The organism is Ruegeria sp. HKCCA5426 (assembly GCF_013034585.1).
Classification (GTDB): domain Bacteria; phylum Pseudomonadota; class Alphaproteobacteria; order Rhodobacterales; family Rhodobacteraceae; genus Ruegeria.
Genome location: NZ_WQGH01000006.1, coordinates 129,785 through 143,908 on the forward strand (window position 1 = coordinate 129,785; position 14,124 = coordinate 143,908).

The following is a 14,124-nucleotide window of genomic DNA, read 5'->3' on the forward strand; positions in this document are numbered from 1 at the left end:
TGAATTCGCCACTGGAAACTGAGTGCCAGCCCGACCAAGTGGGTGGCAAACACGTTGAAAATCCCGAAGATCGAGACAGATTAGTTAAGGTTTGAAGCCCATTTGGCCCAGTTATTCGCAGAGGTAGACGATGTCGCAGCCTGATATTCATCTTTACACCGCTGGAACGATGAACGGATACAAGCCCGTCATCTTCTTGGAAGAAGCGGGCGTTCCCTACGACCTGACGCATATCAACTTCTCAAAACAGGAACAAAAGGCCCCGGACTATCTGGCGCTGAATCCCAACGGCAAGATCCCTACGATCTTTGATCGGTCAGAGGGGCGTGCGATCTTTGAAAGCGGCGCAATCTTGTGGCATTTAGCCGAAAAGTACGGAAAGTTCCTGCCAACCGATCCGGTCAAACGGTCCGAGGTTATGCAATGGGTCTTCTTTCAGGTGGGCCATATTGGTCCGATGATGGGTCAGGCCATGTATTTCCAGCATATCGCGGCCCCGAACGGCCACGAAGAGCCGTTTTCGATCCGCCGCTATGTCGACGAAAGCCGCAGGTTGCTTGAAGTCATGAACACCCGGCTGGAAGGGCGCGACTGGATCGCCGCGGATGAGTACACAATCGCTGATATGATGCTTTACCCGTGGGCGCGCGCCTATGTCTGGGCCCGGGTCGAGGTCGATGGCTTGCCGTATCTGAATGCCTGGTTCGAACGCATGGACGCACGCCCCGCTGTTCAAAAGGCGCTGACAAAACCCAAGGCAAATCCTCAGTTCTGGGACGCGGCGGCGGACGCATCGGCCTTTGCAAAAGAAAACGCAGCGCGTTTTGCCGGAGATGTAAAGTCAGGCTCGGACTAGGTGCCGTGCGACAGAATAAATTCGATTGTCGCATTGGTCAGATCAGGAAAGCGAGACCGTTCGCTTACATACAAATAGACCTGCCGTTGTTCCGGCAGGTCTTTGATCGGACGGAACGCCGTTGCTTCAGGAATGTAATCGGCGACGGTCTGCGGCAGAACCGTCACCCAATTCCCTGTCCGGACCATAGTGATCAAGGAATGTGTGTTGTGAATGGTGATGTCGGCCTGTCCGATCGCCTCATGAAGACGCGGCGACTGGATCAAGTCACACAGCGCATTCCGAATGAACGGCACCGATAGAATATCGTCAATCACCAGCGGGCTAGTTTGTGTCATCAAGGGGTGGTCCACGGCACAGACAAGGCCAAACCTGTCTTCAAACAGCGGCAGAGCCGTCACACCGTTCAACGCATGGTGCCCCGAAGCAATGCCTATATCAGCCTTTCCTTCGGTCAACGCGTCCAGCACTTGCGCGGTATCCGTATCCCGCAGTTCGACCTTCACGCCCGGAAAATTCTGCGTCATGTGCTGCAAAACTTTGGGAAATACGATTGCCGCCACCGATGGCACGGATACGATCCGCAACAATCCGTGTTCAGCGTTCACAGCGGCTTCGATATCCAGAACCGCCTGATCGAACTGACGCAGTTGCTTCAGGCTCAAGTCAAACACCTGCTTACCCAGCGGGGACAGGCGGTTTTTGCGCTCACCTTCGAAGAGCTTCTTACCAAGGTGATCTTCAAACTGCTTCAGCGTCATTGAAATGGCGGACTGGGTTCTGCCCAGCCGATCGGCGGCCTCCATCAGGTTGCCGGTTTGCGCCACGGTGCAAAAGCACCGCAATGTCTCAATCTTGATAGGCATACTTCAGTTTTTCTGAACTTTAATCAATTTATTTGAATTTGACTGATACCTCAAGGCCCCCGCACTCTAAGCGCGACCAAAATACGACTCTGGGGCGCATTGTGACCAAATTGAACCTGATTGCCGGCGAATGGCTGGCAGGTGAATCCGAAATCGAGAACCGCAACCCATCGGACTTGAGCGATCTGGTTGGCACTTTCGCGCAGGCCAGTGCAGATCAGTTGGACGCCACGCTGGACCAGGCGCGTGCCGCGCAGGTTGAGTGGGCTGCTTACCTTCCCGAACGCAAGCAAGCGGTTCTAAACACCATTGGCACCGAACTCATGTCCCGGGCTGAGGAACTGGGCACGCTACTGTCGCGCGAAGAGGGCAAGCCACTGGCCGAAGGCAAGGGCGAGGTTTATCGCGCCGGTCAGTTCTTTACCTACTACGCCGCCGAGTGCCTGCGCCAAATCGGCGAGAACACCGACTCTGTCCGCCCAGGGGTTGAAATTGACGTGCGGCGTGAACCCGTGGGCGTTGTCGCCATTATCAGCCCGTGGAACTTCCCCACCGCGACTGCTTCGTGGAAGATCGCACCGGCGCTGTGCTATGGCAACGCAGTGGTTTGGAAGCCTGCGAACATCACCCCGGCCTCAGCCGTGGCGCTGACCGAAATCATCGAACGTCAGGGCATCCCCAAGGGTCTGTTCAGCCTTGTGATGGGGTCAGGGCGCAGCATCGGTCAACGATTGGTGGAAAGCCCCAAGGTGAACGCGATCTCTTTCACCGGATCGGTGCCTGTGGGCAAGGGCATTGCCGCCGCTGCCATTCAGAACCTGACCAAGGTACAAATGGAGATGGGGTCCAAGAACGCGCTGGCCGTGATGGACGATGCCGATCTGGATTTGGCGGTGACACTGGCGCTAGGTGGCGCATTCGGCGGCGCCGGGCAGAAATGCACGGCCTCGTCGCGTCTGGTGGTTCACGCACGGGTCCATGATGCTTTTGTCGACAAACTGGTCGCGGGGGCGCAGGCGATGAAGGTTGGGCACGCGCTGGAGAGCGGCACCCAAATGGGGCCGGTCGTCAGCGAGCAGCAGTTGCAAGAGAACCTCGCCTATGTCGAGCTGGGCAAGTCCGAGGGTGCGGAACTCGCCTGCGGCGGCACGCGGCTGGAGATGCCTCATAACGGGTTCTACATGTCGCCGGGTGTGTTTCTGAACACCAGCAACGACATGCGCATCAACCGCGAAGAGATGTTCGCCCCCCTGACCAGCGTTATCAAAGTGGACAGCTATGATGAGGCACTGAGCGTCGTTAATGACACCAATTTCGGCCTGACCTCGGGCATCGTCACCCAAAGCCTTGCCCGCGCCACCCATTTCCGCCGCAACGCGCGTACCGGTGTTGTCACCGTGAACCTGCCCACCGCCGGAACCGACTATCACGTGCCCTTCGGCGGGCGCGGAGACAGCTCTTACGGGCCGCGCGAACAAGGCAGGGCGGCTGCGGAATTCTATACCACAGTCAAAACCGCCTATATCAGCGCCGGGACGCCGGCCTGATGCGCATCGACGGGCTGCAATACGCCAACTGGTCGGAAAAAATATTCCGGCAAATGCGCGAAGGCGGTGTGGACGCGATCCACGTCACCATCGCCTATCATGAAAACTTCCGCGAAACGGTTCTGAACTTTGAAAAGTGGAACCGCTGGTTCGAGCAATTCCCCGACCTGATCATGAAAGGCCGCTGGGCCAGCGATATCGACACGGCGCGGAAAACCGGGCGGACGGCGGTATTCTTCGGCTTTCAAAACCCCTCGCCCATCGAAGACGATATCGGTCTGGTCGAAATCCTGCACGATCTGGGCGCGCGGTTCATGCAGCTAACCTATAACAACCAGTCCCTGCTGGCGACCGGGTGTTACGAGGCAGAAGACACCGGCATCACCCGCATGGGCAAGCAGGTGATCAAAGAAATGAACCGCGTGGGCCTTGTGGTCGACATGAGCCATTCCGCAGACCGTTCGACCATCGAGGCCGCCGAGATATCGGATCGTCCCATCGCCATCACTCATGCCAACCCACATGACTGGGCCCCCGCGCTGCGCAACAAGCGAGATGCGGTGATCCGGGCCGTGACGGAAAACGGTGGGATGCTGGGCTTTTCGGTCTACCCTCATCACCTGAAAGACAAGTCTGCCTGCACAGTAGAGAGCTTTTGCGAGATGATCGCCCGCACTGCCGACAAATTCGGCGTTCAGCATCTGGGGATTGGCACCGATCTGTGTCAGGACCAGCCCGACAGCGTGGTCGAATGGATGCGTGTGGGGCGTTGGACCAAAGAGATCGACTATGGCGAAGGCTCGGCCTCGGCCCCCGGTTTTCCGCCGATGCCCAGCTGGTTTCAAGACAACCGCGATTTCGGAAATATCGAGGCTGGGCTGCGCGCGGTTGGCATGAACGAAGATGAGGTTTCGGGTATCATGGGTGGTAACTGGTACCGTTTCTTCGACGAAAATTTCGGACCACTGGGGAAATGAACGAAACCGGACGCCATATCGCCCGCAGAGACCCCGCTCAGGTCATGCGCCTGTCGCGGCTGGGGTCGCTGCACCAATGCCGCCTCAGCTTTATGCGGCAGTTGACGCGACGCATGGCGCGCGAAGAATGGACCTTTACCCGACCTGCTTTTGACATCGACGCAAACGGGGTCGGCCACGCCGTCTATACCGCACAAGGCCCGGACCATGCCTATTCACTGGTCGCCTTCGCACATGACCTGCCCCCCGAAAAACGCTCTGACCGGGTGATTGCCGAAGCTTGGGATGCCACTTTCACTCTGTTCGACGGCGTTCCGACCGCGCAGGATATTGAACGCCTTTCCCAGAATGTCCCCTTGCAGGAGGCTGGCCGCGTCAGTGAGCACGAGCTGTCCCTGTCGCGCGCAAACCGTTCTGTGCGCCTATGGGCACATGTCGTCGACAGGCTGGCCGGTGGTCAGCAACCGGACCTCGATCAAATTTACGACGTCGGCTACCTGATGCGCACGACGGCCGTGTACGGCTCTGGCAAATTCGGCGCGGCGGACCGGGAAATAACCGCTGGCCGCCCGGAATTTAACGCTCCGTTCCAGACCGAAATGCTATCGGTCTACCTGACTCGCACATTTGTCCGCGATTTAGTTCAGCACATGGCCCGTGTCAAAGGCGGCAAGAATACAGCCGATCTGGACCCCGACATCGCCCGCTGGCTGGGCATTGGCAATTCGACAGGGCTGGGTATGGCGCCGTTTATCGTTAACCATCCGATCCTGTTCAACAACTGGATCATGGTGCGCGAAGAGGCGATCTCGCGCGTGCGGTCCTTGCCCAGCGCCTCTGACGCGGAAATTGCGCAGTTCCAGAACATTTTTGACCGCAGCACATTGTCGATGTCGTGGTGGCGATCCGAGCATCCTGTCCAAATCAGGAAACTGGCGGCGTTGACCTCAGACATTCAGGCAATCTCGAAACATCTGGACGGGGATGTCCTGACGCAGGACGCCCCGTGGGACCGGCTAATCACATGGGCTGAGGACGCGCTCAGCGAGGAAGGTCAGGAACTTCTCGCGTCGCTGATGCTGGAGCCCTATGGCGATCTGGTGGACGGGTTGGCAAGTTGCATGGCCGACAGCAACCTGAATGCGCAAATCATCGACGGTGCGATGCCGGTGTCCGAGGTCCGCGAACTGATCCTGAGCAACTTTGAATGGGCGCTTGAACTGGATTGGACGGCCGAGCCGAATTGCGCCCGTGCCTGGTATGTGTCCGAGGAAAAGCTGGAACCCAGATTGGGTGAACGGTTTGAGGAACCCATCGCCGAATACGAGCAACCCTTGGCCCCCGCGCGGGACGCTGCCGTGGCGTACAAGGCGCTCGCAGTCTGGCATGGCGACACCCCAATCCGCGAATTCCTGTTGCAGCACCCGGAACATCGGCACACCATCCGGCGCGCGCAGATCGGACGTATCGCCCCCTACGGAGAAATCCGCGACAATACGATCGGCGCCGATGTCATGCCCATAGACATGTTGCGTGCCAAGCTTTCGTTCTTTGGCGCGACGCATTTCGATCCGCGTTCCGATCGCTGGGTTCGGATCTGCATGTATGCGGGCGCGCCCTATCCCGAAGAATTGTCTGATGACACGGCGGATACTTGGGTCTACCCGGAGCCTGCAGCATGAGTTTTTCGCTAAACGAGATTGAGGCGACCTCCAAACGTGCCGCCCGTGGCGCTGGTTACACTTGGGGGCATGCGGAAGAGGCGGGAAAGGCGACCCGCTGGCTTTGCGCACAAGGGTTGGACGGCGTGGCGGCGCTTGCATCTTTGCTGCAGCAAGAACTGTCGCGCTCGCCCGAAAAGCACGTGCCCTGTAATTCTGGCGAAGGCTGGGCCGGAACGGACGTGCTGTGTCCGCTTGCCACTGGCTGTGCGCTTTCAGACAGCGCGTTGGTATTAGAGGCCGCACCGGTCACGTTGACCAATGTTACGACGCCGACCCTATTGCTGCCGTTCGTATCCAACGTGGCACGCATATTGAACAAAAGCGTCGCGATCACGATCGACGGCACGGAGGCACAAACTGATGGGATTGCCCTGCACCTGACCGGGCCGATGCCGGATCAAGCCCAATCCGTTACTGTGCGGTTAGAACAGGTTGCGCCCCCGACCCAACGGCAGCACTCACGCGCAACACCTGATCCTGCGGCTTGGTCCGCTCTGACGGGCTTTGCCCATCGCACCTATGCCCCCGCGACCGAGGAATCCCGCCTACGCGGTGCCGGAGCGGGCCTGTCCGACAACGATTGATGAGGTTGAAATGGTTGAAACTCGCACCCTGACCCTGACCGAAATCGAAGACCTCGCCTTTCGCGCACTTGTTGCAGCCGGTACCAGCGAGGCCAATGCGCGCCCTCTGGCCATTGCCACAGCCGCAACCGAGGCAGACGGCGTCGCCAGCCACGGCCTCGCCTACATCCCGATCTATTGTGAGCATGTTCAGTGTGGCAAGGTCGATGGAAAGGCCAAACCGGTTCTGTCGCGGCCCCGACCCGGCGTGGTGGCGGTGGACGCTGCCACAGGATTTGCGCATCCGGCGATTGACGCCGGGTTTGATGCGCTGATCCCTGCCGCGCGCGAACAGGGCATCGCGGCGCTTGCCATCCGCAACAGCTATAACTGCGGTGTCCTTGGGTATCATACCTATCGCCTGGCTCAAGCCGGTTTGGTCGGATTGGGCTTTACCAATGCACCGGCATCCATCGCGCCATCGGGCGGCTCCAAGCCCGTGGTTGGAACCAATCCTTTCTCGATCGCCGCTCCCGGCACGGACGGCCAACCTGCCCTTTTGATCGACCAGAGCGCCAGCACCATCGCCAAAAGCGAAGTCATGAAACATGCCCGTGAAGGAAAGCCCATTCCCGTTGGCTGGGCGCTGGACGCTGACGGCAACCCCACGACCGACCCGAATGTCGGCCTCAAAGGCTCCATGGCGCCTTCGGGGGGCTACAAGGGTGTGGGCGTCGCGTTGCTTACCGAAATTATGGCGGCCGCTTTGACAGGAGCGACCTTGGGCCTGAACGCGTCACCCTTTTCCGGAACGGCCGGAGGGCCGCCCAAAACCGGGCAATTCTTTATTGCCGTCGACCCGTCGGCCACGTCCGACGGCGCATTTGCATCAAGTATCGCCGAGCTTGGCTCGGATATTCGTTCACAAGACGGGGCGCACCTGCCCGGGGACGGGAGGTGCGCCAAACGCATTGCTGCGCAGGAAACCGGAGTAGCTGTCAACGTCACCACACTGGGCAAGATCGAAGCAATTCTCCGGTAACCGACCTTTACTCTGACCTCACTGGATGAGTCTCAGTTTCTGGATCGAACCTGCGATGGATACGAACGAGTCGATGATCTCATCACCCGTTACTTCGTAGTAATGGGACGGCGATGAGGCGCACGCTTTGATTTCGGCGGCTGCCTGATCGGACGTTTCGAAAGCAACGGCATAGATAATCACGTTGTTCGCTTTGGCCAATTCGCACTGCTGCTTGAACAGTTGCAGGTTCGTCGTCTGCGAAGACGTAATGGTCGTGTCTTCCGACGGGCGGGATATCAGTTCCGTCAGACCGTTTTCCTCTTCCATCTGGTCGGTGGGGCGAACCTGCGGGCTTGTGCGGCCGTCCGTCATGATCACGATGTATTTCGAGGTGTCCTCATGATCCCAGTTCAGCGGGCGGTTCGCGAACTCTGCCGGAATTTCACCTGCTGCGCTGAGATGCGCGAAGGCGTCACGTGACGACGGGTCCAGCAATGCCAGCGCGTATTTCAGGCTGTAGTTGGTTCCGGTACCGTCAAACAGGCGCAGATTGTCGATGAAGTTGTTCAGCAGAAGCTCATCGTTCTGAGCGTACTTGATGCTCATCTCATCATCAGGGCACCAACCCCAGTTCTGAGTGGTCTCATCATAGTCCCAGTTCACGAAATAAGGCACCTGAACATTCGACGCCGACGGGAGCTGCGAGGTCATGAAGTCCGAGTATTCCATCTCAAGACAGGACGACACATTGTTTGGAATGGTCGAAACGTAGGAGTAGAACTCGTCGAATTGATACTCCAAATCCACCTGATTGAATTTGGTAGACCCGTCAGTCGTAACCGTATGATCAAGGCTGAAGTACTGCGTAGTCTGTTTACCGCCTTTGATGGATGCCCCGAGCATCGTAGCAGTTTCCGGCAGGGCCGCAGTTTTGGTGATGATGAAATCCTTCACGTAGTGATGGTAGGTATCCACGTCATCTTTGTTGAAAAGTTCAACATCGTTACCCGGATACCCTTCAATTTTCGCTGAAAAATCCGCAACACCATCACTCGGACTATCTGTGTCGAACCAGAAGACGACGTTCGACACGTCCTGCTCCCATTCCTGGAAGTGGTCTTCTTCGGTCGTTGTCCCAAAACGCTCGCCACCCAAGTATTCAAACATTGTGGCGCCCGGGTTGGTTTGACCTGCGAACGGAACCACATTGATCGAAGTTTGTTTATCAGATTTTTGACCAGTGCTTGGGTCCTCGTTCCTGCTCAGGCTTTTTGTGATGAAAGCCTTGGCCGCTGCCTGCATCAACTCCATGCGGTTGTTGCTTCCCATACTACCCGAAATGTCGATAACCAGCGAAATTTCGGTATGCGGGGCAGCTTCATTAGCCGCAGATGATACGTTCATCGGCAGCGATTCCACACCGCTGAATTGCATGAAGTTCGTAGAAAACCTTTTCGACAAACTGGCGGTAACAGTACGATCCAAATAGTCATCCTGAACACTGATGCTGTTTTGGTACTCTCCCAACCCGCGCACGTCCAAATGGGCTTGCACAACTTCTGCCGGGTCCAGCTTTTGCTCAAGGCTGGCGGCCGACAGCACGGCATTATCAAGTGTCCACTGAAGATTGGCGCGGTCGCGCTCATAATTCATGACGTCCACTGCAATGCCCGTCAAAGCAAAGATGGCGAGAAACAGGAACACCGCAAAAATAGTTAACCCACCATCTTCTTGGGTCGCAAAAGATTTTGCTTGTTCCTTAGGCAACAAAAAACGTTGCGATTTCGAAGACCCCCAGACACGTCCTGACGACATTTCGCTCTCCACTACATCAAGATATTTTTGACAAGATGCGGGATGAATTTGCCGTCAAGAAGTCGCCCAATTGGCATTTAGGCTACCCGAAATTAACCGCTCATTAATCAAAGATGAACGGATTTTTTACCTTAAATGAACACACTGAATTGCAAAACTCGCTCTGTAATCGTGAAAAATATCTGAGAAATTCAATTTCTCTCGCCATTCGAAATGCAGCACCAAGACATTTCTGTTTCCAGCACATTTTAGCCGGACTAATCATTATTGACGACAAATAGATGTCAGCCAGTCAGAGCAAAACCCACTGGCTTTCCTGAACAAATTCGTTGCCAGCCAAGTGCAATAGATTTTATCTTGTTACTGTAATTCCAGGCTATTTATCGAAATGGAAATTCATTCAGAACACGGCCTTTCCGCTTCCGGAATAAACGATCACGCGGCACTCCAACCCTCCAAGCTTCTTGGATCTTCCCAAGTCTAGCTTCGCGCCATAAGCATTAAGCAAATCGACCGCGATCGCCAGTCCTAAGCCACTGCCTGTCACCGAAGTATCCAACCGCCCCCCGGATCGCAAAGCTTCGCGCCGATCTTCTTCGGTTATTCCCGGTCCGTCGTCTTCTATGCAGATTTCGATGGTCTTAGATTTTGATTTCGCCGACACGCGCACCGTGGACTGGCACCACTTCAGGGCGTTATCCATGAGATTGCCCAAAACCTCTTCAATATCCTGCGGGTCCATACGCACCCACAGCCCCGAAGGGCGGGTAACCTCGAATGTTTTGCCTTCTCTTTCCGCCATAGACGAAAACAAACGCGCAAGCCGGTCGATCGAGTTCGACAGGTCCGTCTGCAAATGACTCAGTTCCGCCGTGTTCATGGCCCGCATTCTTGCCAGTGAGCGGCTGAGCTGCGCGTCAATTCTATCCAAGGCTTCTTCGGCAATTTCCGTTTCGGACCCACTTTCGGAAATGTTAATCAATTCGTTGCGCAAAATGGCCGTGGGTGTTTTCAAAGCATGGGCAAGATCCGCAGACTGTCTTCTGGAACCCGCGACAATATCGCGATTTCGGCGCGACAACTGTTTGAGCTCCTCCACAAGCGGCGACACTTCCTCGGGATAGTCTTCCGGCTTCAATCCTTCATCGGTGTCCCAACGATGGGCCACGTCGTTCCTTAGCTTTTGCAAAGGACCCATAATGACCGACACCAGCAGCAGTGAACCCGCAACGCCAATCAGCCCAAGCAGCGCAAAGGCTGGCAACAGGCTGCGCTGCGCTGCGCGCCTTTCTTCAAAAAGTTGCGCGCGGCTTTCAGCGACGCTGACCCCCCAGACTGTTCCGTCTTCGTATGAGATTTCCTGATAAATACTCCGAACAGCCTCACCGTCCGGACCTGCCGTATTCCACAGGGCTGGTTCCTCTGACGCGGCCTCGGGTTCGGCCAATGTTTCGTCAAACAAAGAAGACGAAGTATAGGTTTCACCGTCGCTTCCCGTCACTTGCCAGTACCGACCTGAATACGGCGTGCTATAGGCCGGATCAAACATCAGATCGCGCAATGCATCGGGATTTTCGGTCGTCACGCTCAGACCAACCACAAGTTGAGTATGGCGGTCGCGAAGAGCGGTATCAAACTGGTCCGACACTCTTGCGTTGATATAGGAAAACACGGCCAGAGTGCTCACTCCGACGGACACGGCACCGGATAGAACCCCCCCCAACAACGCCCGCTCACGAAGTGAAAACATCATTCGCTGTCGATCATGTAACCTCGGCCCCGGACCGTTTTGATCAGGTCGGACCCCAGCTTTTTGCGCAAGCGCGTAATGAAAACGGCAATCGTGTTTGAATCCCGATCCCCGTCATATTCATAGATATGTTCCGAGAGCTCCATTCTGGAAATCAGGCGACCACGGTTGTGACAAAGATAGCCAAGGACCGCAATTTCCTGAGCGGTCAATTCAACAGGGACCCCTTTGACGGTCACGCGACCGTTCTTTGGATCCAGAACCACATCACCCATTTCGATCAGGGGATTAAGTTGCCCACTTTGACGACGCAGAATTGCACGTATTCGCGCGGCCAATTCCGGCATGTGGAACGGTTTGACCATATAGTCATCCGCGCCGGCGTCCAAACCATCAACGCGATCACTCCAGCCGTCTCGGGCGGTCAGGATCAAAACGGGGGTCTTAACGCCTTCGTCGCGCCATTCGCGCAGAACCGAAATACCGTCCCGCTCTGGAAGGCCAACGTCCAGGATGATGACGTCGTAAGGTTCAGTTGACCCCAAGTGAAGGGCTTCCATTCCGGTGCGGGCTATATCAACCACGCGCCCTTCAGCATTCAGGAGCTTCTTTATCTGAGCGCACAGGTGCGGCTCATCTTCTGCCAGTAATACTCTCATGCGAAAAAGTTACAGGTATAGTCGCAATTGTTCATCAATTATCTTCTTCCGCCACCACTGTTTCCGTTTCCGCCACCATTGCCGCCGCCGCCGTTACCACCACCGTTGCCACCGCTGTTTCCACCACCGTTGCCACCGCCACTGTTTCCGTTTCCGCCACCACCGCTGTTGCCACTATTCCCGCCGCTATTGCCGTTGCCGTTCCCGCCGCTATTTCCGTTTCCACCACGGTTGCCAACACCGCGATTTCCTGAAAATCCATTCAAGTTGGCCTGGGCTTTCGCGGTTGCCGAGTTACCAAGATTGGATCGCGCCGCTTCTTTTATTTGTTGGCCCACGCGGGACTTGTTCGGCACCACTACCCCGGTCTTTGCGTCCACTATCACACTGATAATGCTACCATTCGGCTTTTTGACCAAAATACGGTAATAGACCCCGTCGGCTTGAAATGCCCGAGCATCAACCGGGGTTCCGCCGAATATTTTCTCGACACCTTTGATTACGTTTTTCAGACGAATTGCACCACCTGATCTAGTGACTTTACGCAGTTCAGAATGCTTAAGCTCGCGTGGCGCAGCATCCCCCTCTCCTACAAGGAGAAGAGAAGCACAGACCACTATCGCAATATGCTTCATCATCGACGTCACTCAAAATCGCGCTCGAGAGCGTAAAGCCTAAAAAAAACAAAGTGAACCGCTGATTAACAATCGGTTTCGCCTGTGTTCAGCCTACATCAGTTCAAATGAGAGCATCAGGTGATTCTGTTACGATTGACTACGTTTTTGAAAAGAGATTTGCACGAGAGCTCAAAATGAGAACCAAAACCGCCCGCCTTCTGAAAGCCACATCAATCGCAATTGCTCTTATGGGGTCTGTTGCAATCGTGGGTGTGATTTCCGTTCCAGATGCCGCCATCGCTAAAGAGGGCAAGGGCAATGGTGGCGGCAACGGTAACGGCGGCGGTAATGGTAACGGCGGCGGTAATGGGGGCGACAAAGGGAAAAGCGGCAGTAAAGGTGCCAGCTCCGAGAATGGTCGCAAGGGCCAAGGTGCAGCCGGGGCGAATAAGGGCAAGGGGTTTGGCCTTTCCGGCCGAGGTTTCGCCAAGACGAATGGCTCCGGCTCTAAGTCAGGAACAGGCAAAGGCTTTTCCCTAAAGAGCTTCTTTGAAGGCAACAAAACAACGAAAGCTGGCCGCAAAACCACTTCGACACAGTCGAAACCTGCCAAAAATGTAGAAGTAACCCATTCTATTCGCCCAACCGCCCGCACGACCGGGAATAAGGCCGCCGCTCTGTTGGCAGCCCACCCATCGGAGCTGGGCGCGCTAAACGCCGCGAATGCAAGCGAAACCGCGTTGCTGAACGCCTCACCAAACTCGCGCGTGGGGCGGATAGCTGCGTACCGTGATACGGTTCTTGCAGGCGAGGAACTGCGCGAAGACCTGCAGGAAGCCCAAGATTTCCTGGACGGCCTCGAGGTTCCGGATCGCTCCATCGAAAAGATCGAAGATGATCTGGAAACCGCTCTTTCCGAGGTACAAGAAAACAAGAACATCGTTGATGACCTCCAGAAGCAAGTGGACGAAACCGACGATCCAAGCGACGAGTTGCTGGGACAGTTGGAAACCGCACAAGGTGAATTGGACGAGTCAATTGAGGAGGCTCAGGACCTTAACGATGAGCTTCAGGCGGCCAATGAATACGAGGACGCGGTAGAAGAGGTCGATGATTTGACTGAGCAAGTTGAAGCACAACCTGAGCTAGAACGTGAAGCACTAGAGAACGCTGCTAACAAGCCTGTAACCGACGAAGTGGAGGCAACGGTCAAGGTCATGCTTGGCCTCGAATAAATTCTGAACTCCTTGCCCAAATACTCACGGAGGCAACGAGTGCCGGGCCAGCCTATACATCCACCTACATGAACTCAGGCTGGCCCGGATACCCGAACAAGAATTTTTACTGGAAGCGTCTTCATTTTATCGAAGCGCGCATATTACTTACTCTAGAAGCGAAGAAAGCCCGCCCCAAATAGGGGCGGGCTTTCACTTTGCTGACCACATCTGCATTAGAGCATTGCGACGATCGGCGTTCGTACACGCAAAAATTACTCAATGGCCACTCGCGAGGTTCTAGCGGAACTGAGGGCAATCAATGGGTTCTCATGAGAACGTGGTGCCCGGGGGCGGAATCGAACCACCGACACGAGGATTTTCAATCAGTCTGGTTTGACCCACATCCCGCCACAAGCCGCCTCATCCAGCAACATTAACTTCTTGGCTTGGTTGCGTTTCTGACGTGCGTACCGCCACATCGGACCATACGCCGCCACATTCAACCACAG

General features: G+C 55.9%; 12 protein-coding genes. 7 read left to right on the plus strand and 5 right to left on the minus strand.

Annotated features, from left to right (window positions below; genetic code table 11):
* The first annotated feature begins 130 nt into the window (after window positions 1–130).
* Window positions 131–856: a glutathione S-transferase family protein gene (locus tag GOV87_RS12145; protein ID WP_171211948.1), complete on the plus strand. Its 726-nt coding sequence runs from the start codon at window positions 131–133 to the stop codon at window positions 854–856.
* Here the strand turns inward: GOV87_RS12145 and GOV87_RS12150 are convergent.
* Complete coding sequence (locus GOV87_RS12150; protein ID WP_171211949.1) at window positions 853–1,722, minus strand: LysR family transcriptional regulator; 870 nt, start codon at window positions 1,720–1,722, stop codon at window positions 853–855. The genes GOV87_RS12145 and GOV87_RS12150 overlap by 4 nt on opposite strands.
* A 101-nt stretch (window positions 1,723–1,823) precedes the next feature.
* Here GOV87_RS12150 and GOV87_RS12155 point away from each other — a divergent pair, with 101 nt between their 5' ends.
* Genes GOV87_RS12155 through GOV87_RS12175 form a run of 5 tightly spaced genes read left to right on the plus strand, consistent with a single transcriptional unit; the run spans window position 1,824 to window position 7,575 of the window.
* On the plus strand, window positions 1,824–3,269 hold the full coding sequence (locus tag GOV87_RS12155) for an aldehyde dehydrogenase family protein (RefSeq protein ID WP_171211950.1): 1,446 nt from the start codon (window positions 1,824–1,826) through the stop codon (window positions 3,267–3,269).
* A complete protein-coding gene (locus GOV87_RS12160) occupies window positions 3,269–4,246 on the plus strand; it encodes a membrane dipeptidase (protein ID WP_171211951.1) in 978 nt (325 codons plus the stop codon). The genes GOV87_RS12155 and GOV87_RS12160 overlap by 1 nt, the downstream gene beginning before the upstream one ends.
* Window positions 4,243–5,928 carry a hypothetical protein gene (locus GOV87_RS12165; protein ID WP_171211952.1) on the plus strand — a complete coding sequence of 562 codons (1,686 nt, stop codon included), beginning with the start codon at window positions 4,243–4,245 and terminating at the stop codon, window positions 5,926–5,928. Before GOV87_RS12160 ends, GOV87_RS12165 begins: the two co-directional genes overlap by 4 nt.
* Window positions 5,925–6,554, plus strand: coding sequence for a DUF3726 domain-containing protein (locus GOV87_RS12170; RefSeq protein WP_171211953.1), 630 nt, complete (start codon window positions 5,925–5,927; stop codon window positions 6,552–6,554). Before GOV87_RS12165 ends, GOV87_RS12170 begins: the two co-directional genes overlap by 4 nt.
* A gap of 10 nt (window positions 6,555–6,564) precedes the next feature.
* The gene (locus GOV87_RS12175; RefSeq protein WP_171211954.1) at window positions 6,565–7,575 is read left to right on the plus strand and encodes an Ldh family oxidoreductase; all 1,011 of its coding nucleotides are present in this window, start codon (window positions 6,565–6,567) and stop codon (window positions 7,573–7,575) included.
* Between the two features lie 18 nt (window positions 7,576–7,593).
* Here GOV87_RS12175 and GOV87_RS12180 read toward each other — a convergent pair whose 3' ends face one another.
* From GOV87_RS12180 to GOV87_RS12195, 4 genes are all read right to left on the minus strand, one after another.
* Window positions 7,594–9,372 (minus strand): Tad domain-containing protein, encoded by a 1,779-nt coding sequence (locus GOV87_RS12180; RefSeq protein WP_171211955.1) that lies wholly within the window; start codon window positions 9,370–9,372, stop codon window positions 7,594–7,596.
* A 400-nt stretch (window positions 9,373–9,772) separates the two neighbouring features.
* Window positions 9,773–11,125 carry an ATP-binding protein gene (locus tag GOV87_RS12185; protein WP_171211956.1) on the minus strand — a complete coding sequence of 451 codons (1,353 nt, stop codon included), beginning with the start codon at window positions 11,123–11,125 and terminating at the stop codon, window positions 9,773–9,775.
* A complete protein-coding gene (locus GOV87_RS12190) occupies window positions 11,122–11,781 on the minus strand; it encodes a response regulator transcription factor (protein WP_171123494.1) in 660 nt (219 codons plus the stop codon). The genes GOV87_RS12185 and GOV87_RS12190 overlap by 4 nt, the downstream gene beginning before the upstream one ends.
* 38 nt (window positions 11,782–11,819) lie before the next feature.
* Window positions 11,820–12,419, minus strand: a complete 600-nt coding sequence (locus tag GOV87_RS12195; RefSeq protein WP_171211864.1) for a PepSY domain-containing protein — start codon at window positions 12,417–12,419, stop codon at window positions 11,820–11,822.
* A 173-nt stretch (window positions 12,420–12,592) separates the two neighbouring features.
* Between GOV87_RS12195 and GOV87_RS12200 the strand changes: the two genes are divergently transcribed.
* Window positions 12,593–13,633 (plus strand): hypothetical protein, encoded by a 1,041-nt coding sequence (locus GOV87_RS12200; protein ID WP_171211865.1) that lies wholly within the window; start codon window positions 12,593–12,595, stop codon window positions 13,631–13,633.
* The last annotated feature ends 491 nt before the right edge of the window (window positions 13,634–14,124 follow it).